General features: G+C 68.8%; 19 protein-coding genes. 14 read left to right on the top strand and 5 right to left on the bottom strand.

The genetic code is table 11. From position 1 onward, the window contains the following. The first annotated feature begins 92 nt into the window (after positions 1-92). Positions 93-650 (top strand): ribosome recycling factor, encoded by a 558-nt coding sequence (gene frr, locus OIE13_RS22050; RefSeq protein ID WP_326636811.1) that lies wholly within the window; start codon positions 93-95, stop codon positions 648-650. Positions 651-775: 125 nt separating this feature from the next. Then, entirely contained in the window at positions 776-1,549 is a 774-nt protein-coding gene (locus tag OIE13_RS22045) for a phosphatidate cytidylyltransferase (protein WP_326636812.1), read from the top strand. A 6-nt stretch (positions 1,550-1,555) separates the two neighbouring features. Here OIE13_RS22045 and OIE13_RS22040 read toward each other — a convergent pair whose 3' ends face one another. Next, complete coding sequence (locus OIE13_RS22040) at positions 1,556-2,638, bottom strand: suppressor of fused domain protein (RefSeq protein ID WP_326636813.1); 1,083 nt, start codon at positions 2,636-2,638, stop codon at positions 1,556-1,558. A gap of 72 nt (positions 2,639-2,710) precedes the next feature. Between OIE13_RS22040 and rlmN the strand changes: the two genes are divergently transcribed. The 3 genes from rlmN (at position 2,711) to OIE13_RS22025 (ending at position 6,027) form a co-directional block, all read left to right on the top strand. After that, complete coding sequence (rlmN, locus tag OIE13_RS22035) at positions 2,711-3,835, top strand: 23S rRNA (adenine(2503)-C(2))-methyltransferase RlmN (protein ID WP_326636815.1); 1,125 nt, start codon at positions 2,711-2,713, stop codon at positions 3,833-3,835. Between the two features lie 377 nt (positions 3,836-4,212). Beyond that, positions 4,213-5,262, top strand: a complete 1,050-nt coding sequence (locus OIE13_RS22030) for an ATP-binding protein (RefSeq protein ID WP_326828644.1) — start codon at positions 4,213-4,215, stop codon at positions 5,260-5,262. A gap of 63 nt (positions 5,263-5,325) precedes the next feature. Beyond that, positions 5,326-6,027, top strand: a complete 702-nt coding sequence (locus OIE13_RS22025; protein WP_326828643.1) for a DivIVA domain-containing protein — start codon at positions 5,326-5,328, stop codon at positions 6,025-6,027. A 4-nt stretch (positions 6,028-6,031) separates the two neighbouring features. Here the strand turns inward: OIE13_RS22025 and OIE13_RS22020 are convergent, their stop codons facing one another. After that, positions 6,032-6,526 (bottom strand): Lrp/AsnC family transcriptional regulator, encoded by a 495-nt coding sequence (locus OIE13_RS22020; RefSeq protein ID WP_326636821.1) that lies wholly within the window; start codon positions 6,524-6,526, stop codon positions 6,032-6,034. A 193-nt stretch (positions 6,527-6,719) separates the two neighbouring features. On the opposite strand from OIE13_RS22020, the gene OIE13_RS22015 reads away from it, so the two are divergent. From OIE13_RS22015 to OIE13_RS21980, 8 genes are all read left to right on the top strand, one after another. Beyond that, the gene (locus OIE13_RS22015) at positions 6,720-8,177 is read left to right on the top strand and encodes a gamma-aminobutyraldehyde dehydrogenase (protein WP_326636823.1); all 1,458 of its coding nucleotides are present in this window, start codon (positions 6,720-6,722) and stop codon (positions 8,175-8,177) included. Between the two features lie 25 nt (positions 8,178-8,202). Then, complete coding sequence (locus OIE13_RS22010; RefSeq protein WP_326636824.1) at positions 8,203-9,342, top strand: ABC transporter ATP-binding protein; 1,140 nt, start codon at positions 8,203-8,205, stop codon at positions 9,340-9,342. A 7-nt stretch (positions 9,343-9,349) separates the two neighbouring features. Further along, on the top strand, positions 9,350-10,591 hold the full coding sequence (locus OIE13_RS22005) for a polyamine ABC transporter substrate-binding protein (protein WP_326636825.1): 1,242 nt from the start codon (positions 9,350-9,352) through the stop codon (positions 10,589-10,591). A gap of 42 nt (positions 10,592-10,633) precedes the next feature. Then, positions 10,634-11,485, top strand: coding sequence for an ABC transporter permease (locus tag OIE13_RS22000; protein WP_326636826.1), 852 nt, complete (start codon positions 10,634-10,636; stop codon positions 11,483-11,485). A gap of 73 nt (positions 11,486-11,558) precedes the next feature. Further along, positions 11,559-12,380, top strand: a complete 822-nt coding sequence (locus OIE13_RS21995; RefSeq protein ID WP_442811743.1) for an ABC transporter permease — start codon at positions 11,559-11,561, stop codon at positions 12,378-12,380. Between the two features lie 200 nt (positions 12,381-12,580). Next, on the top strand, positions 12,581-13,975 hold the full coding sequence (locus OIE13_RS21990) for an NAD(P)/FAD-dependent oxidoreductase (RefSeq protein ID WP_326646989.1): 1,395 nt from the start codon (positions 12,581-12,583) through the stop codon (positions 13,973-13,975). 189 nt (positions 13,976-14,164) lie between these two features. Then, entirely contained in the window at positions 14,165-15,052 is an 888-nt protein-coding gene (locus OIE13_RS21985; protein WP_326636830.1) for an alpha/beta hydrolase, read from the top strand. A gap of 5 nt (positions 15,053-15,057) precedes the next feature. Then, positions 15,058-16,047 carry an N-acetylglucosamine kinase gene (locus OIE13_RS21980; RefSeq protein WP_326828642.1) on the top strand — a complete coding sequence of 330 codons (990 nt, stop codon included), beginning with the start codon at positions 15,058-15,060 and terminating at the stop codon, positions 16,045-16,047. Between the two features lie 28 nt (positions 16,048-16,075). On the opposite strand, the gene OIE13_RS21975 is transcribed toward OIE13_RS21980, so the two are convergent. Together OIE13_RS21975 and OIE13_RS21970 are read right to left on the bottom strand one after the other, a co-directional pair. Then, positions 16,076-18,004 (bottom strand): propionyl-CoA synthetase, encoded by a 1,929-nt coding sequence (locus OIE13_RS21975; RefSeq protein ID WP_326636834.1) that lies wholly within the window; start codon positions 18,002-18,004, stop codon positions 16,076-16,078. A gap of 295 nt (positions 18,005-18,299) precedes the next feature. Beyond that, complete coding sequence (locus OIE13_RS21970; RefSeq protein ID WP_326636835.1) at positions 18,300-18,485, bottom strand: hypothetical protein; 186 nt, start codon at positions 18,483-18,485, stop codon at positions 18,300-18,302. Positions 18,486-18,487: 2 nt separating this feature from the next. Between OIE13_RS21970 and OIE13_RS21960 the strand changes: the two genes are divergently transcribed. Next, positions 18,488-18,970 carry a substrate-binding domain-containing protein gene (locus tag OIE13_RS21960; RefSeq protein WP_442811522.1) on the top strand — a complete coding sequence of 161 codons (483 nt, stop codon included), beginning with the start codon at positions 18,488-18,490 and terminating at the stop codon, positions 18,968-18,970. Here OIE13_RS21960 and OIE13_RS21955 read toward each other — a convergent pair. Next, positions 18,945-19,481 (bottom strand): phosphotransferase, encoded by a 537-nt coding sequence (locus OIE13_RS21955; protein ID WP_326636837.1) that lies wholly within the window; start codon positions 19,479-19,481, stop codon positions 18,945-18,947. The genes OIE13_RS21960 and OIE13_RS21955 overlap by 26 nt on opposite strands. Positions 19,482-19,494 lie beyond the last annotated feature (13 nt).

The following is a 19,494-nucleotide window of genomic DNA, read 5'->3' as shown; positions in this document are numbered from 1 at the left end:
AGCCCGACGTAGCGAGCGGAGTGGTACGCGAGGTAGGAGCGTCCCGCGAAGTGAGCGAGGATGGTGAGTGACCGAGAAGACAGGGAGCCGCTGTGATCGACGAAACTCTCCTCGAAGCCGAGGAAAAGATGGACAAGGCCGTGTCGGTGGCGAAGGAAGACTTCGCCGGCATCCGCACAGGTCGGGTCACCCCGTCGATGTTCAACAAGATCAGCGCTGAGTACTACGGGACGCCCACCCCCATTCAGCAGCTTGCCTCGTTCCACGTGCCCGAGGCGCGCATGGTCATCATCCAGCCTTTCGACAAGAGCTCGATGGCCGCGATCGAGAAGGCGATCCGCAACTCGGACCTCGGTGTGAACCCTGGTAACGACGGGGCGGTGATCCGGGTGGCCTTCCCCGAGTTGTCGGAGGAACGCCGCAAGGAGTACATCAAGGTCGCCAGGAACAAGGCGGAGCAGTCCAAGGTCTCCATCCGTAACATTCGTCGTAATGCCAAGGAGACCCTGGACAAGATGATTAAGGATGGCGAGGCCGGTGAGGACGAGGTGCGCCGGGCGGAGAAGGAGCTCGACGACCTCACCCAGAAGCATGTCGCCAAGATTGACGAGCTGCTCAAGCACAAGGAATCCGAGCTGCTTGAGGTTTGAGCCATGATCCTTGTCCCGCGCGGGCACTCCGTGCGGGACAAGGATTTTGTGTATGTATGAAAGTAGGACCCCCTGTGGAACCTGCGGCGGGCAGTAGCCGTACCGGCCGGAATCTTCCTGCTGCGGTGGCGGTAGGTCTCGCCCTGGCGGTGTCGGTCATCGCCTCCCTCTACTACGTAAAGGAGCTCTTCCTTGTCGTGGTGATCGCGGCGGTGGGTGTCGGAGTGACGGAGCTGGTCCGGTCGTTCGAGACCAGGGACATCAGGATTCCGTTGATCCCGGTTCTGGTCGGCACGGCCGCCATGCTGACCGGCGCCTACTGGGGCGGGGCCGCCTGGCTGGTCGGCGTCTTCGCGATGACCGTGCTCGTGCTGATGGTCTGGCGGATGCTTCTGGGCACCGAGAACTACGTCCGTGACATCACCGCGACCATCCTGGTCGTCGTCTACCCCTCCTTGCTCGCCGGGTTCGTGGCGCTGCTTCTCGCTCACCCGATCAAGGGTGCGGACCTGGTGGTCGTCTTCATCGCCACCACGGTTGCGAGTGACATCGGTGGATATTTCGCCGGAATATCCCTCGGTAAGCACAAGATGTCCCCGACGATCAGCCCGAAGAAGACCTGGGAGGGCTTCGCCGGGTCGGCGCTGGCCTGCATGGCCGTGGGCGGCTGGCTGGTGGCGTGGCTGCTGAAGGACGACATCTGGAAGGGTGTTCTCCTCGGCGCGGTCGTGGTGGTCTTCGCCACGCTCGGTGACCTGGTCGAGTCGGTGATCAAGCGCGACCTCGGCGTCAAGGACATGAGCAGTGTGCTCCCCGGCCACGGCGGCATGATGGACCGCCTCGACTCCCTCGTCGTCACGCTGATTCCGGTCTGGGTGCTACTCACCCTGCTGGTGTGAAGAGGCTCATCCCGCCTCGGTGAGCCGGGTGGCCGACAGGCGCGGAAGCACCGCCCGGTAGCCCTCGGCCGAGGCCAGGTGTAGCTCGTCCGGGGTGATCGGGATGAGCCAGAGCCACTGGACGGAGTCCCCGCCGAAGGAGAAGCCTGACAGGTCGGGCAGCCCGGGCATCCCGGTCAGCATCATGACCCCGCCGTAGGCGGAGCCGAGCGGGAAGGTCTCCGGCCGGTGGTACCACCTGGCGGTGTGGCCGTGGCCCAGCCAGGTGACCGAGTGCCACGGGTACTGTCCCAGCCACAGGAACAGCCGGGCCGCGTCGCGGGCGTCGCCGGATGAGGCGACGGCGAGCTCCACCCGGGCGTAGGCGTCGGGCCGGTCGATGTACTGCTCGACGGTGGGCATCCGCTGGCAGCTCATCCCGACGGTGGAAAGGATCGTGTGCTCCCTGCCCCGCTCCGGTGGTCGTTCGGTGATGCCCACCGTGGGCATCCGCTCGCCTCCGGCGTCCCAGAACCGGCCCGCGGTGCCGACCCTGCGGTCCAGGTGGCCCATCACGAACTGCTGGAACGATGCCCAGGCGCCGTCGCCGCCGCGCCACTCCCAGTAGGCGCGGGCCTTGGCGATCCGTGCGGCCAGTGTGTCGTGGGCCTCCCGCAGTGACCAGGCGAACGGGGACTCGCCCAACGCGTCACGAGAGTAGCCGGGCATTCCCCTGCTCATGTCCGCCCACCCGGGAATGACCGCCAGCAGCTCGTCGTTCTCGTACAGGGCGACGCCGTCGCCCTCTTCGAACCACAGCGCCCGCAGCGTGCCCAGGGGGCCTCTGCCGTCAGGGTGCCGGGTGTTCGCCCGGGGGGAGATCGGCGGCAGTGCGGAGTTCAGCCGGTCCGGGTCGAGTCTCTCAGGGGCGGGGCCATGATTGGCCAGCCAGACGGCTCCGTGCACCTTTCCTCGCGACCCGCACAGGTAAGCTACCGAGGAAGTCTCGTCGCGTTCGACCACCAGGGTGCGGCTCCCGTAGGGATTGACGTCGGTGAGTACGACCTCGACGCCGTCTCCCTGTTCTCCCGTGGGGCGGTTTGTCGCCATACCTCCGGACTCTAGATTACGGTCGGGCACCGCTTCGAGTATTCGCGTAACCGTCGAGAGAAGGCATTGGACGTGTCGACTGCCAGCCCGTCCGGGACTCCCGTACCCGGCCAGCTCACCTTCGTGGCGCCGCGCCGGGCCAAGCCCGCCCGCCACCTGGCCGACCTGACCATGGCCGAGCGCCGGGCGGCGGTCGCCGAGCTGGGCGAGAAGCCGTTCCGCGCGGACCAGCTGTCCCGGCACTACTTCGAGAAGCTCAACGGCGATCCCGCGCTGATGACCGACCTTCCGGCCGCGGCCAGGGAGAAGTTCGCCGCCGCGCTCTTCCCCAGCCTGCTGACCTCCGTCCGGGAGATGACCACCGACGCCGGCACCACCCGTAAGACGCTGTGGCGGCTCTTCGACGGCGCGCTGGTCGAGTCGGTCCTCATGCGCTACACCGACCGCACGACCATGTGCGTGTCCTCGCAGGCGGGCTGTGGCATGAACTGCCCGTTCTGTGCCACCGGCCAGGCGGGCCTGACCCGCAACATGACCACCGCCGAGATCGTCGAGCAGGTCGTCGCCGGGGCGCGGGCGCTGGCGGCCGGCGAGGTTCCCGGCGGCCCCGGGCGGGTCGGCAACGTGGTCTTCATGGGCATGGGCGAGCCGCTGGCCAACTACAAGGCCGTGGTCGGCGCCGTCCGCCGTATGGTCGAGCCCGCTCCAGACGGCCTGGGTATCTCCGCCCGGGGCATCACCGTCTCCACGGTCGGTCTGGTCCCGGCGATCGGCAAGCTCGCCGGGGAGGGGCTTCCGGTGACGCTGGCGCTCTCGCTGCACGCTCCCGACGACGAGCTCCGCGATACCCTGGTGCCGATCAACACCCGGTGGAAGGTCGCCGAGGTGCTCGACGCGGCCTGGGACTACGCGGCCAGAACCAAGCGCCGCGTCTCCATCGAGTACGCGCTGATCAAGGACATCAACGATCAGGAGTGGCGGGCCGACCTGCTCGGCAAGCTGATCAAGAACAAGCTCGTGCACGTCAACCTGATCCCGCTCAATCCGACCCCGGGTTCCAAGTGGACCGCCTCCCGGCCGGCGGACGAGCGGGCCTTCGTCCGGCGCCTGGAGTTCCACGGCGTGCCGGTGACGGTCCGTGACACCCGCGGCCGCGAGATCGACGGCGCCTGCGGCCAACTCGCCGCCGCCGAGTAACCTCCCCTTTTCCTTACGGCTGCGCCCGCTGAGGTTTTCCTTACGGCTGCGCCCGCTGAGGCGCCGACCGCCGCCCGGCCCCTCCTGGCCGGGCGGCGCTCCCCGGCCGCCCCACACTCCTTCCGCATCGCCAACCGGCCCGGCATGGCTCGTCCGGATTCCCACCCGTTCCCCTCGTCGCGACCACCCCCACATCGACCGGCATCCCACAAAGCGGCGACTACCGCACCACTCCATCGACGGCGATCCTGCCGCGTCACCGGCGACCAGCCTGTCAGCAAGTCGGCGACCAATCTGCTATCAAAGTAGCGACCATTCTGTCAGCAACCCAGCGGCTATCCTGTCACCAGACCGCGCTCATCGATCCCGCCGGTTTCGTGGAATTCCCCGAACTCATGGTCATCGACGAGATCCAGCGAGCCCCCGAGCTGCTGCTCGCCATCAAGGAACAGGTGGACACCGATCCGAGGCCGGGCCGATATCTGCTGACCGGATCGGCACGCGTGCTTGGGCTCCGGGGGCTTCCCGACGCGTTGCCTGGCCGGATGGAGACCATCGAGCTGTGGCCCTTCTCGCAGGGCGAGATCGACGGCACGGCCGACGGATTCGTGGACGCCATCTTCGCCGAGCCTGAAAATCTTCACCATACTTCCGGGGTCAGCCGTGCCGAGTACGCAGAACGGCTGGTCCGGGGTGGGTTTCCCGAGGCGGTCTCACGTCCCAACATCCGCAGACGGGAGCGATTCCTCGACTCGTACGTCGCGGATCTCATCGCGCGTGACGTGAGTCAGCTGGCGGAGATCGAGCGGACCTCGGAGATGCGGGCTCTGATCCGGCTACTGGCCGCCAGGTCGGGCCAGTTACTGGTTCCCGGGTCCTTGAGCAACGGGATCGGGCTTTCCGCGAGCACGGTCCAGCGTTACCTTGGCCTGCTGGAAGAGGTCTTTCTGATCAAGCGGATCCCCGCCTGGTCACGCAACCTCGGCAGCCGTTCGACCGGAACGCCCAAGATGGCATTCGTCGATTCTGGGATCGCGGCGAACCTCCTGGGGGCGGATTCCAGGAGTCTGGTGCGTCCCGAGGGCGCCTTCGGCCCGCTCCTGGAGGGCTTCGTCCTCATGGAGTTGGCTCGCCAGCTCACATGGTCCGACGAACGCGTGGAGCTGTTCCACTACCGGACCAAGGACAAGGCGGAGGTCGACGTCGTCCTGGAGAATCGCCAGGGGCGCGTGGTCGGGATAGAGGTGAAGGCGTCGTCGACGGTGCGACCGGACGACTTCAAGGGACTGCGGCACCTCGCGAATCGGCTCGGCGACGATTTCGCGGTGGGAATCGTCCTCTACACGGGCGCACAGACGCTCCCGTTCGGCGACCGCATGCGCGCCATGCCGGTGAGCGCCCTCTGGGAGGTCGCTTTTAGCCGGTAATTCCCAGCAGAATGGAGGTCGTCGGCTGAAAGGCCAATGGGCGAGAGGCGAAAGGACGCGGGGTTGAACCACTTTCCACGGGTTCTCGGGGTACGTACGGGATATGACCCCGATCAGGTGGATCTGCTGGTCCGCCGGATCGAGGGCACCCTCGGCAGGGGCGCCCCGGAGGGGGAGCCGATCACCGCGGACGAGATCCGCGACGCCCGTTTCCGCGCGAAGCCCGGCGGCTACCACGAGATCGCCGTCGACTTCGCGCTGGAGGCCTTCATCGTGGCGATCGAGACCCGGTATCCCGGCGCGGTTGACCGGGAGCCGGTGGCCGGTGGGTCACCGGAGCCGCTCGGCGCGATCGAGACCCGGTATCCCGGCGCGGTTGACCGGGAGCCGGTGGCCGGTGGGTCACCGGAGCCGCTCGGCGCGATCGAGACCCGGTATCCCGGCGCGGTTGACCGGGAGCCGGTGGCCGGTGGGTCACCGGAGCCGCTCGGCGCCGACGAGGCCGAGGAGCACGCCGCCCGGGTCGAGCGGGTCGCCTTCAGGCCCGGGCGGCTCGGTATGGGCTACAACGAGGACCAGGTCGACGCCTTCCTCAACCGGGTCGCGGCCACCCTGCGCGGCACCATCGACCGGCCCCTCACCCCCGATGACGTGCGCGGAGTGAGGTTCGCCACGGTGATGCTGAGGCCGGGCTACGCGGTCAGCGAGGTCGACGGGTTCCTCGCCGACCTGGCGGGCGTCCTGGAGGCCCATCCCGGCCGTTGAGTTGTCAGCGGGTGCCCCAGGAGTAGGTCTGCTTGTGAAGCTTGAGGTAGACGAAGGTCTCGGTGGCACGGACCGTGGGGGTGGCCCGGATCTTGCCAAGGATCTCCAGGAGGTGCTGGTCGCTCTCGCAGACGACCTCGACCATGATGTCGAGCGACCCGGCGGTCAGCACCACGTAGTCGATCTCCTTTATGGCCGACAGTTCGTCGGCCACGATCTCCAGATCACCCTCGCACTTGATGCCGATCATGGCCTGGCGGGAGAAGCCCAGGGTCAGCGGGTCGGTGACCGCGACGATCTGCATGACCCCCGCGTCGATCAGGCGCTGGACCCGCTGGCGTACCGCGGCCTCGGACAACCCCACGGCCTTGCCGATGGCGGCGTACGGCTTGCGTCCGTCTCCCTGCAGTTGTTCGATGATCTGCTTGGAGATCTCGTCGAGGACGACGGGTCCTGGCCTGGCGTCGTTGTCGCGGCGTACCTTGGGCGGCGTCGTCATCCGCGCTCCCTGGCGTCATGTTGCGGGGCTGTTTCCGTCATGTTGCGGGTCCGATGTGACATGTTGTCAGTTTCGGGCTGCCTGTCAAGCGATTTCGTAGCAATTTGGTATCTTAACAACGAAATCCCTTGTCGTACGGTTCTTGCTCTGTAAGAGTCGCGACAACTCAGCCCCGATCCATAGGAGGCCGACGGTGACCACCCCGGTTGATACCCCTGAGCTCCCCCGCCTGAGAAACTACGTCAACGGCGAGCTCGTGGAGGCCAGGAGCGGCAGGTTCTCCGACGTCATCGACCCCTGCACCGGAGAGGCCTACCTTAGCGCCCCCGTCTCCGGCCAGGAGGACGTCGACGCGGCCTACGCCGCCGCTGCCGCCGCATTCGAGTCGTGGGGCCGGGCCACCCCGGGCGAGCGTGCCAATCTGCTCCTCAAGGTGGCCGACGCGATCGAGGCGCGGGCCGAGGAGCTGAACGAGGCCGAGTGCCTCAACACCGGCAAGCCGCGCGCCCGCATGGCCGAGGACGAGACCCCGGTCGCGGCCGATCACTTCCGCTTCTTCGCGGGCGCCGCACGCACGCTGGAGGGCCCGACCTCCGGTGAGTTCCTCGCCGAGCACACCTCGGTCATCAGGCACGAGCCGATCGGTGTGGTGGGTCAGGTCACGCCGTGGAACTACCCGATGATGATGGCGGTCTGGAAGATCGCCCCGGCGCTCGCCGCGGGTAACACCGTCGTGCTCAAGCCCTCCGACACCACCCCCGTCTCCACGGTCAAGCTGGCCGAGATCCTCGGCGAGGTCCTGCCGAAGGGCGTCTTCAACGTCGTCGTCGGCGACCGGGAGACCGGCGCGCTGGTCGTCGGCCACCCGACCGCGTCGATGGTCGCGATCACCGGTTCCGTCGGTGCCGGTATGGCGGTGGCCAGGAGCGCAGCCGAGGACCTCAAGCGGGTCCACCTGGAGCTGGGCGGCAAGGCGCCCGTCATCGTGTTCGACGATGTCAAGGACCTCAAGGCCGCCGCCGAGTCCATCGCCACCGCGGGCCTGTACAACGCCGGCCAGGACTGCACCGCGGCCTGCCGCGTGCTGGTCCACGAGGACGTCCACGACGAGTTCACGGCCGCGCTCACCGAGGCGGTGGCGAGCACCGTGACGGGTGACCTCTCCGACACGGAGGCCCTGTACGGCCCGCTCAACAACGCCGACCAGCTGACCCGTGTCACCGGCTTCATCGACCGGGTTCCCGGTCACGCCAAGGTCCTGACCGGCGGGAACCGGGTCGGCGAGCGGGGCTACTTCTTCGCCCCCACGGTCGTCGACGGCCTTAGGCAGGACGACGAGATGGTGCAGAACGAGGTGTTCGGGCCGGTCATCACGGTCCAGGCCTTCTCCGACGAGGCGGACGCGGTGGCCAAGGCCAACGGCGTCAAGTACGGCCTGTCGGGTTCGGTGTGGACCTCCGACCACGGTCGGGCGATGCGGGTATCGAATCGTCTTGATTTTGGTGTGGTGTGGGTAAACACTCACATCCCATTCGTCTCAGAAATGCCACACGGAGGCTTCAAGCACTCCGGTTATGGTAAGGATTTGTCCGTTTTTGGCTTGCACGACTACCTTCGCGTCAAGCACGTCATGCACTACATCGGCGAATAGCCGCGAACAGAGGGATAAGCCTGGCATGACCAAAATCCAGGTGGGCGCGGAGGCGGCCGCCGCCCGCTCGCCCCAAGTGCCCGCGATCGAACTCGACGGGGTCGTCAAGGAGTATGTCTCCCACGGAGAGGTCGTCCAGGCGGTCAGGGGCGTCACCCTGACGATCGCCGAGGGGGAGTTCTTCTCCCTCCTCGGCCCCTCGGGCTGCGGCAAGACCACCACCATGCGCATGATCGCCGGGTTCGAGGATCCGTCGCGGGGCAACGTGCGGCTGCACGGCCAGGACGTCACCGACGTCCCCCCCAACAAGCGCGACGTCAACATGGTCTTCCAGTCGTACGCCCTCTTCCCGCACATGAACGTCTGGGAGAACGTGGCCTTCGGCCTGCGGCGCAAGAAGGTCGCCGAGGCCGAGATCAAGCGCCGCGTCGGCGAGATCCTGGAGATCGTCGACCTCACCGGGCGCGAGAAGCGCCGTCCTCGTGAGATGTCCGGAGGCCAGCAGCAGCGGGTCGCCCTGGCCAGGGCCCTGGTCAACAACCCCCGCGCGCTCCTGCTGGACGAGCCGCTCGGCGCCCTCGACCTCAAGCTCCGCCAGGCCATGCAGATCGAGCTCAAGCGCATCCAGCGCGAGGTCGGCATCACCTTCGTGTACGTCACCCACGACCAGAGCGAGGCGCTCACCATGAGTGACCGCATCGCGGTCATGAACGACGGCATGGTCGAGCAGCTCGGCACCCCAAGAGAGATCTACGAGCGGCCCGCGACCGCCTTCGTGGCCGGGTTCATCGGCACGTCCAACCTGCTCAACGGCACCGTCGACCGTCTCCAATCCGGTTTCGCGGTGCTTAAGCTGGGCGAGGAGGACCAGGTGCTCGCCGAGGGCGGATCGTTCACGGCCGGGGAACCGATCGCGATCACGGTGCGCCCGGAGAAGATCGGTATTTCCACCGAGGAGCCCACCGGAGACCTCAGCGTCGTACGAGGCGTCGTCTCAGAGGTGGTCTACCTGGGGCTCTACAACTCCTACACGGTCAGCCTGGCCCAGGGGGCAGAGGTGACCGTCTTCCAGCAGAACGCACTCGACAGCACGAGTACGGCGGAGCGTGGCGACGCCGTGTGGCTGTCGTGGCAGCCGCACCACTCGTATGCGATCGGAAGTTGAGCACGCTATGGATCCCCGCACGAACCCCGCCTTCCTGCGTGGCATGACGCAGAGCCGCTCCGTCACCCGCCGTGACGCCCTCCGCCTGGGTGGGATGTCGGCCGCCGCTCTCGCCCTCACCGCCTGCGGCGTGCAGGGCAAGAAGGTGGAGGCGCCCCAGAAGGACGCCGTCGCCGAATACTGGGGCTCCAAGAAGAAGAACGGCACGCTGCGCTTCGCCAACTGGCCGCTCTACATCGACAAGGACGGCAAGCGATACCCGTCCCTGGAGATGTTCGAGGCCGACACCGGCATCAAGGTGACCTACACGGAGGCCATCCAGGACATCCCCACGTTCTTCGGCAAGATCCAGCCGCTGCTCGCCGCCAACAACGACATCGGCTACGACCTGATGGTGCTGACCAACGGCCTGCAGCTGTCCAAGGCCATCGCGCTGGGCTACCTCGTCCCGCTCGACCACGCCAAGCTGCCGAACTTCGCCGCCAACGCCAGCTCCGTGTCCAAGAACCCCACCTGGGACCCGAACAACGCCCACACGATCCCGTGGGCGGGCGGCCTGACCGGCATCGCCTACAACCCCAAGTACGTGGACGAGGTCAAGAGCATCGCCGACCTCTGGGACCCCAGGTACAAGGGCAAGGTCGGCATGATGCTCGACACCCAGGAGGTCGCCAACTTCGGCATGTTCGCCCTGGGCATCGACCCCGACACCTCGACCGAGGCCGACTGGAAGAAGGCGGGGGAGAAGCTCAAGCAGCAGCGCGATGCGGGTCTGGTGCGCAAGTACTACGAGAACGACTACGTCGACGCCCTCGCCAGGGGAGACATCTGGATCACCATGGCCTGGTCGGGCGACATCTTCCAGCAGGTCGCCGAGGGCAAGGACCTGAGGTTCGTGGTGCCCGAGGAGGGCGGCACGATCTGGACGGACAACCTGTGCATCCCGAAGACCTCGCAGAACCCGGTCGACGCGCTGACCTACATGGACTACGTCTACCAGCCGAAGATCGCCACGATGCTGGTCGAGTCCATCAACTACATCACGCCGGTCTCCTCCGCCAAGGACCTGGTCCTCGCCGACGCCGCCAAGGCCACGGGCAAGGAGAAGGCGGCGCTGGAGCAGATCGCCGAGAGCCCGATGATCTTCCCCTCGGAGGCGGACATGGCCAAGCTGCGGTCGTACAAGAAGCTGAGCCCGGCGGAGGAGAAGATCTTCGAGGACATCTTCCAGCCGATCACGCAGGGCTAGGCCGATGAGAGAGCGAACCAGACGGGAAGGGGCAAGCGGCCGGTGAAGCGCCTCGCCCCCTACCTGCTCATCCTGCCCGGCGGACTCTGGCTGGCGATCTTCCTGGTGGTGCCGATGGTCTTCATGGCCTCGGTCTCCACCCAGGAGGGCGACGTGGTCAACGGGTTCGTCCAGACGTTCAACTTCTCGGTGTACGGCGACGCCCTGGCGCAGTACCAGACCCAGTTCCTGCGCTCGGCCGGGTACGGTCTGGTCGCGACCGTCGTCTCTATCGCGCTGGCCTATCCGATGGCCTACTGGATCGCCTTCAAGGGCGGCAACCGCAAGTCCACCTACCTGCTGCTGGTGCTGCTGCCGTTCTTCGTCTCGTTCGTGCTGCGCACCGTGTCGTGGCGGTTCCTGCTCGCCGACGACGGCATGCTGCTGGGGCCACTGAAATCGGCGGGGCTGCTGCCCGACGACTTCCACGTGCTGCAGACGACGTTCGCGGTGATCGGCGGCCTGATCTACAACTACCTGCCGTTCATGATCCTGCCGATCTACGTCGCACTGGAGCGGGTGGACCCCAAGGTGGTCGAGGCCGCCCAGGACCTGTACGCGGCCAGACACGAGGCGTTCACCAAGATCGTGCTGCCGCTCTCACTGCCCGGCGTGTTCGCCGGAGTGCTGATGACGTTCGTCCCGATGACCGCGGACTACGTCAACGCGGGCATCCTCGGCGGTCCGGAGAACACGATGATCGGCAACATCATCCAGACCGAGTATCTGGTCAACAACGACTACCCGACCGCCGCCGCGCTGTCGTTCACGCTGATGGCGGCGATGCTGATCGGCATCTTCGCCTACGCCAAGGCGCTCGGCACCGAGAACGTCCTGGAGGCGGCGGCCCGATGAGCCCTGACACCCTCCGCCGGACCAGGAACGGTGAGCGACCGTGAGCACCGGCGCACCCGATGTCGTGAACGGGATGGACGCCCCTGCGCCCGCCGGGCGGAGGTCCCCGCTGAACACGAGGCGGCTGGGTGACCGGCTGCTCCGGGTCTACGTCTGGCTGATCATCGCCTGGCTGTTCCTGCCGATCGCCGTCATGATCGTGTTCGGCTTCAACGACACCCAGAGCAAGTCGAACGTGACCTGGCAGGGCTTCACCCTCAAGTGGTGGGGCCGCCTGGACGAGTATCCCGAGCTGGTCACGGCAGTGCTCAACTCACTCAAGATCGCCGTGCTCGCCACGGTGATCACGACGCTGATCGGCACGCTCATGGGCCTGGCCCTGGGCCGCTACCGCTTCCGCGGGCAGGGCGCGACCAACCTGGTGATGTTCGCCGCGATCGCCTCACCCGAGCTCGTCATGGGCGCCTCGCTGCTCTCGCTGTTCATCAGCGCCGGTGTGCAGACCGGCTTCGCGACGGTGGTCATCGCGCACGTGCTGTTCTCGCTCTCCTTCGTGGCGATCACCGTGCGCGCCCGGGTGATCGGGCTCGATCGGTCGATCGAGGAGGCGGCACGCGACCTGGGCGCGTCCACCTGGACGACGTTCTGGCGGATCACCTTCCCGATGATCCTGCCCGGCGTCGTCTCCGGCGCGCTGCTGGCCTTCGCGCTCTCCATCGACGACTTCGTGATCACCCAGTTCACCAGCGGTGCCACCCAGACGTTCCCGCTGTGGATCTGGGGTGCCACCCGTATCGGGGTGCCGCCTCAGGTCAACATCCTCGGGACGCTTATATTCGCAGTAGGCGTCGCCATCGCCGTGGTCAACACGGTCAACGCGCGCCGCCGCACCTAGCCGCCGTCAAGCCCCGTGCCCTCACCGGGTGGCGCGGGGCTTCGGTGTATCCGGATGCCGGCAAGGACATCCACCGCACGACATCCACGGCACAGAACAGGGAGGCGAGATCGGAATCAGGCGGGGGGAACCCGCGCGTGATCTTCACGACCACGCGATACACACAAAGATAATCTGACTCACGTAGGGAAGTGAGATTTGTGGATCCGCTGAAGGCTCTTGCTGATGCGGAGCGCAAGCCGTACTGGCTCGACAGTGCGGCGAAACCCGAGCCGCTGGCGCGGCTCTTCGGTGAAACGAGCGCCGACCTGGCAGTGGTCGGCGGAGGATTCTCCGGGCTCTGGACCGCCCTGATGGCCAAGGAACGCGACCCGTCGCTCGACGTCGTCCTGCTTGAGGGACGGAGGATCGGCTGGGCCGCCTCCGGACGCAACGGTGGCTTCGCGATGGCCACGCTCACCCACGGCCTCGCCAACGGGCTGGAGCGCTGGCCCGAGGAGATCTCCACGCTCGAACGCCTCGGCGTCGACAACCTCGACGAGCTCGGCGAGGCCATCGCCAGGTACGGCATCGACTGCGGTTACGAGCGCACCGGCGAGCTGCACGTGGCCGCCGAGCCGTGGCAGCTGGAGGAGATGAACCGGAGCCTCGACATCGCCCGCGAGCTGGGCACCCGCTTCGACGTCCTCGACGCGGAAGAGGTCCGGGCGGAGGTGAACTCGCCCACCTACATCGGTGGCCACTGGGAGCGTGACGGCTGCGCCATGCTCGACCCCGCCCGGCTGGCCTGGGGGCTCAGAACGGCCTGCCTCTCGGTGGGCGTGCGCATCTACGAGCGCACGCCGGTACGCACCATGAAGGACACTCCGACGAGCCTGGACCTGCTCACCCCGAACGGCATGGTCAGGGCGCGCAACGTCGCGCTCGGCACGGGGGTGTTCCAGCCGCTGCTGCGGCGGCTGAAGCACTTCCTCGTGCCGGTCTACGACTACGCGCTGATGACCGAACCGCTCTCCGCCGACCAGCTGGCCTCGGTGGGCTGGCACAACCGGCAGGGGGTGGGGGACGCGGCCAACCAGTTCCACTACTACCGGCTGACCGAGGACAACCGGATCCTCTGGGGCGGCTACGACGCGGTCTACTACAACGGCGGCATGATCAAGCCCGAGTACGAGCAGCGCGACGAGACCTTCGTCAAGCTGGCCGAACACTTCTCCACCACCTTCCCCCAGCTGTCCGGGCTGCGCTTCACCCACAGGTGGGGCGGGGTCATCGACACCTGCAGCCGGTTCAGCGCCTTCTACGGCCGGTCGCACGGCGGGCGCGTGGCCTACGCCGCCGGATACACCGGTATGGGCGTCGGCGCGACCCGGTTCGGAGCGAACGTCATGCTCGACCTGCTCAGCGGCGAGCGGACCGAGCGGACCGAGCTGCGGATGGTCAAGGAGAAGCCCGTCCCGTTCCCGCCCGAGCCGGTCCGCTCGGTCGGGATCCAGATGACCCGCTGGTCGATCGCCCAGGCCGACCTGCACGAGGGCCGCCGCAACCTCTGGCTGCGCACCCTGGACCGGATGGGCCTCGGGTTCGACTCCTAGGGGACGTCCCCGTCCCCTGCCCACACCGGCCGGGGACGGGGATGGCCGACGGAACCGCCGCCGGCCAGGGCGGGGAATGGCCGATGGAGCCCCGCCGGCCGGGGCCGTGACGGGGCCGTGACGGGGCCGTGACGGGGCCGGCCGACGGAACCGCTGGCTTCCGCCGTGCGGGACGTACAGACTTGAAGCATGTCCGAAAAGGTGAAGTTCACCGTCGGCGGGGTCACCCTCGCCGGCGACCTGCGGATCCCGGCGGCGCCGGGCCCGCATCCCGCCCTGGTCCTCACCGGCCCGTTCACCGGCACCCGGGACCAGGTCACCGGCCTGTACGCGTCCAGGCTGGCCGGAGCGGGATATGTGACGCTGGCCTTCGATCACCGCAACTGGGGCGAGTCGGGTGGCGAGCCACGCAACCACGAGGACGCGCAGGGAAAGCTGGAGGACCTGCGGGCCGCGGTCTCGCTGCTGCGAGTCCGGCCGGAGGTGGACGGCGCCAGGATCGGCGCGGTCGGGATCTGCCTCGGCGGAGGCTACGCGCTCAGGTTCGCCGCCTTCGACCCCCGGGTGAAGGCGTTCGCGGGCATCGCGGGGGCGTACAGCAACCCCTACGGAGTACGCGCCGGGATGTCGCCCTCCGGGTACCAGGAGGCGCTGGCCTCCTTCACGCGGGTGCTGGAGCGCCAGGACCTGGGTGGTGAGGTGGAGTACCTGCCCGCGGTGGCGGGGGAGGGGGAGGCGGCGATGCCGGGCGACGAGCCGTTCGCCTACTACGGCACCTCCCGAGGTGCCTCGGCGCACTGGAGCAACGCGGTGACCAGGGCCTCCCTCCGCGAGCTGATCACCCTGGACAACATGACGGGCGCCGACTTCCTGTCGCCCAAGCCGGGGCTGATCGTGCACGGCGTGGTCGACCGCCTCTGCTCCCCGGAGGGAGCGGAGGAGGCGTACCGGCGGATGGACGATCCCAAGAGGCTCGTCTGGCTGGACACCAGGCTCCACATCGACCTCTACGACACCGAGCCGCACGTCACCCGGGCGGTCGAGGCGGTCGCCAAGTTCTTCGGGGAGCACCTCTGAACGCGATGTACGTCCTCGGCCTGGACATCGGCGGGACGTCCTCACGCGCGCTCCTGATCGACTCCGGCGGTCGGCGGGCCGGATACGGCACGGCCGGGGGCGGGAACCCCGCGGCACACGGCAATGCCGTCGCCGTCGCCAACATCGGCCTGGCTCTGCGGCAGGCCCTGCGCGGAGTCGACCCGAGCCTGGTGGCGGGGGCGGTCATCGGGATGGCGGGCGCCGGGGCGCTGGACCGGCTGGTGTTCGCCCCCATGTGGGCCTCGGCCGGCCTGCGCGCCCGGCCCCGGCTCACCGGCGACCTGGGCATCGCCTTCGCCGCCGGTACGGCGGAGCCACGCGGCACCGTGCTCATCGCCGGGACCGGGGCGATCGCCGCCAGGATCGAGGACCGCGAGCCCGTGATGATCGCCGACGGGCTCGGCTGGCTCCTGGGCGATCGGGGTTCGGGGTTCTGGCTGGGCAGACAGGCGGCCCGCGCCGCCGCCCGCGCCCTCAGCCGGGGCGACGCGGGCGGGACGCTGACCCGCCTCGTCATCGGTGCCCTGCTGGAGGGCGAGCCGCTCCCGCAGGGGAAGGCCGGGGGGACGGCGGAGGAGGCGACGGAGGAGACACGGGCGCCGGCGATCAGGCTGGTGGTCCGCGCGCAGTCGCGGCCCACGCTGGAGCTGGCCAGGCTCGCCCCGCTCGTCAGCCGGGCGGCGGACGAGGGCGACCCCGCCGCCCTGGAGATCGCCTCCACCGCTGCCAGGCTGCTCTGCGAGACGGTGGCCGAGGTCCGCCCGGCGGGCGAGACGAGCCCGATCGTGCTGGCCGGAAGCGTGCTGACCGGCGAGGGACCTGTCGGCTCCGCCGTACGGGAGAAGCTGGGGGCCACGGCGGTCCTGGCGGGTGACGGCGCGGGTGCGGCGGCATGGCTGGCCGGGCGGGAGGCGTTCGGCTGGGACCCGGCGGCCGCCGCGCTGCTTCACGCCCGCATCGTCTCCGGCGACTGATCCCGGCGGCCCGGCCGGGGCCGGCCTATCAGCCGTCGCCGGAGCCCGAGCGGAGGGGGTCGGCGTCCCGGTCGTCCCGGGTGGTGGCGCCGCGCCCGACGATGGGGCGCAGCACGTCCAGCACCGTCGCGTCCTCGATGGTCGAGGGGACGGGCTCGTCGATGCCCTCGGCGATGCCGCGCATGGTCTTGCGCAGGATCTTCCCCGACCTGGTCTTCGGCAGCGCCGGGACCACGTCCACCTGTCTCAGCGCCGCCACCGCGCCCACCTGCTCGCGGACGGCCAGGACCAGTTCGGCCCGCAGGGTCTCGGGATCGACCGAAGCCCCGCTCTTCAGCACCACGAAGCCGCGCGGGACCTGCCCCTTCAGCTCGTCGGCGACCCCGATCACCGCGCACTCGGCCACCGCCGGGTGCGCGGCCAGCACCGCCTCCATGGACCCCGTCGACAGCCGGTGCCCGGCCACGTTGATCACGTCGTCGGTGCGGCCCATCACGAAGAGGTAGCCGTCCTCATCGAGGTAGCCGCCGTCGCCGGTCAGGTAGTAGCCGGGGAAGGCCGACAGGTAGGACTTCACATAGCGCTCGTCGTCCTGCCAGAGCGTGGGGAGGGTGCCGGGCGGGAGCGGGAGCCGGATGCAGATCGCCCCCTCCTCGCCGGGGGCGCATTCGGCGCCCGAGGCCCGCAGCACGCGCACGTCGTAGCCGGGGACGGGCACGGTGGGGGAGCCCGGCTTGACCGGCATGGGTTCCAGGCCGCGCAGGTTGGCCGCGACGGGCCAGCCGGTCTCGGTCTGCCACCAGTTGTCGATGACCGGGATGCCGAGCTTCTCCACGGCCCAGTGGTAGGTGTCGGGGTCCAGGCGCTCCCCGGCGAGGAACAGCGTCCGCAGCGACGAGATGTCATGGTCGCGCAGCAGGGCCGCCTCCGGGTCGGTCTTCCTGATGGCGCGGAACGCGGTCGGCGCGGTGAACAGCGCGTTCACCCGATGTTCGGCGATCACCCGCCAGAACGCGCCCGCGTCGGGGGTGCCGACCGGCTTGCCCTCGTACAGCACCGTCGTGGCGCCCCGCAGCAGCGGCCCGTACACGATGTAGGAGTGCCCGACCACCCAGCCGACGTCGGACGCCGCCCAGAACACCTCGCCGGGGGCGATGTCGTAGACGTTGGCCATGCTCCACAGCAGCGCCGCCGCGTGCCCGCCGTTGTCGCGTACGACGCCCTTCGGCAGCCCGGTGGTGCCGCTGGTGTAGAGGATGTAGAGCGGGTCGGTCGCCTTCACCGGCACGCACTCGGCGGGTTCGGCCGTAGCGCTCGCCCAGTCGACGTCCCGCCCGGGCACCAGCTCCGCCGGAGCCTGCTCGCGCTGGAGGATCACACAGTGCGCGGGCCGGTGCCCGGCCAGGTCGAGCGCGGCGTCGAGCATCGGCTTGTACGGCACCACGCGGGTGGGCTCGATCCCGCAGGAGGCCGACACGACCACCTTGGGGCGCGCGTCGTCGATCCTGACCGCCAGCTCCTTGGGCGCGAATCCGCCGAACACCACCGAGTGCACGGCCCCCAGCCGCGCGCAGGCCAGCATGGCGATCACCGCCTCCGGCACCATCGGCATGTAGACCACCACCCGGTCGCCCTGCTCCACCCCGAGGTGGCGCAGCACCCCGGCGAACCTGGCGACCTCGTCACGCAGCTCGGCGTACGTGTAGCGCCTGCCGGTACCGGTCACCGGGCTGTCGTGGATCAGCGCGAGACGGTCGCCGTGGCCCGCCTCGACGTGCCGGTCCAGCGCGTTGTGGCAGGTGTTCAGCTCCCCGTCGGGGAACCACCGGTAGAAGGGCGGAGCCCCGGCGTCCAGCACCTCGCGCGGGGGCCTGCTCCAGGCGACCGCCTCGGCGGCCTCCGCCCAGAAGTCCTCCGGGTCGGTGATACTGCGGGCAAACGCGTCAGCGTACGACATCAGGCCATCATGCTCCCCCCGCAGGCGCCCGGTCGAGGCCCCCCTCCGGTCTCATACCCGCAGCTCGCGGAACTCGATGTCGAGCAGCTCCGCGACCGCCTTCAGCTCGGCTACCCGGTTCCCGGCCCCGAGCGCCCAGTGATGCCCCACACCCTCGTCGTTCCAGTGCACCAGGTCCGTGGAGCTGTAGGACCGGAAACCGCAGAACGGCGCGCCGGGACGCTGCCACTCGTAGCCGCAGCCGTAGCTGGTGCCGTAGAGGTGGTAACGGTTGCCGAAGCGGCGGATCTCGCCCTCACGATCGCTCCTCGCGGCTCACCAGGGCGTCGGCCCGGTCGGCGGCCCGGTCGGCGGCGTGATCGTTGCCGAAGCCTGCCGGCCACGGCTTGCCGCCCTCGGCTGTGGTGGAGTCCGAACACGCGCTCAGGCCGAGGGTGAGCACGCCTGCGATGGCCAATGTGGATATGGTGGTGCGTTTCATGATTGCTCCTCAGGGGGTGGATCAGTCGGCGTCGCGACGATCCGATCGCTCGCGCCGAGCAGCTCCGGCAGGTCACTGCTCACCATGAGGACCGCCGCACCGGCAGCGGTGAGTTCGTTGACGAGCGCGTGGATCTCGGCCTTGGCGCCGATGTCGACGCCACGGGTCGGCTCGTTGAGGACCAGGACCCGCCGGGGGTGCGGATTCCGAAGGAGTTCGCGATCGTCGGCTACGACGACATCGACTTCGCGGCCGCCGCCGCGGTGCCGCTCACCTCGGTCCGCCGGCCCCGGCAGTTACTCGGCCGGACCGCGGCGGAGCTGCTCATCGAGGAGGTGACCGAGGACAGCAGCCACCAGCACCGCCAGGTTGTCTTCGAACCGGAGTTGGTCGTACGGGATTCGAGCGACCGGACGATCGGTCGGGTGCCGCGGCGCCGCCGGCCCGGCCGCGAGGGCGTCACCGCCACGCCGTACCCCGCTTGACGGCCGAGGTGCTGTGGCACAGGTCGTGTAGTCGCGCCGCCTCGGTCGCGGTGATGTTCGGGTCCGCCAGGCGCGCCGTGATGACCTCGGCGGTGCGCGATGCCGGATCGATACGGCATTCACGCCGGAACGCCCGCAGGAGGGCACGCCTGCGAAGCCGGGCGACGAACCCCGGCACGTCACTGCTCCCCACCAGCACCAGGGTCTGAGCCACATCCGCCGCGGGATCCCCGGCGGCGGCGTTGCACCAGTCGATGACACTCGGTCCGCGGTCGGTGAGGATGACGTTGGCCGGGTGGAGATCCAGGTGCAACACCCGGTGATCCGATTCGCCGGCGAACCGGCGCGGGAGCCAGTCGGGCGCGGTGACCGCGTGCAACGTGTGGTGAAGCTCGCCGAGCAGCCGGCCGTACGCCGTCGTCCGCCGGGGCCGCCGCCGCAACGCCTCAAGCATCGTCGGCCCGTGCAGTCGCTGAAGCACCAGATCGGTGTCGGTGACGTCGTGCACCACATGTGATCTTCTT

It is taken from the genome of Streptosporangium sp. NBC_01810 (assembly GCF_035917355.1).
In the GTDB taxonomy this organism is placed as follows: Bacteria; Actinomycetota; Actinomycetes; order Streptosporangiales; family Streptosporangiaceae; genus Streptosporangium.
Note: the sequence above shows the minus strand (reverse complement) of the source record. Positions and strands in the feature narration are given on the sequence as shown.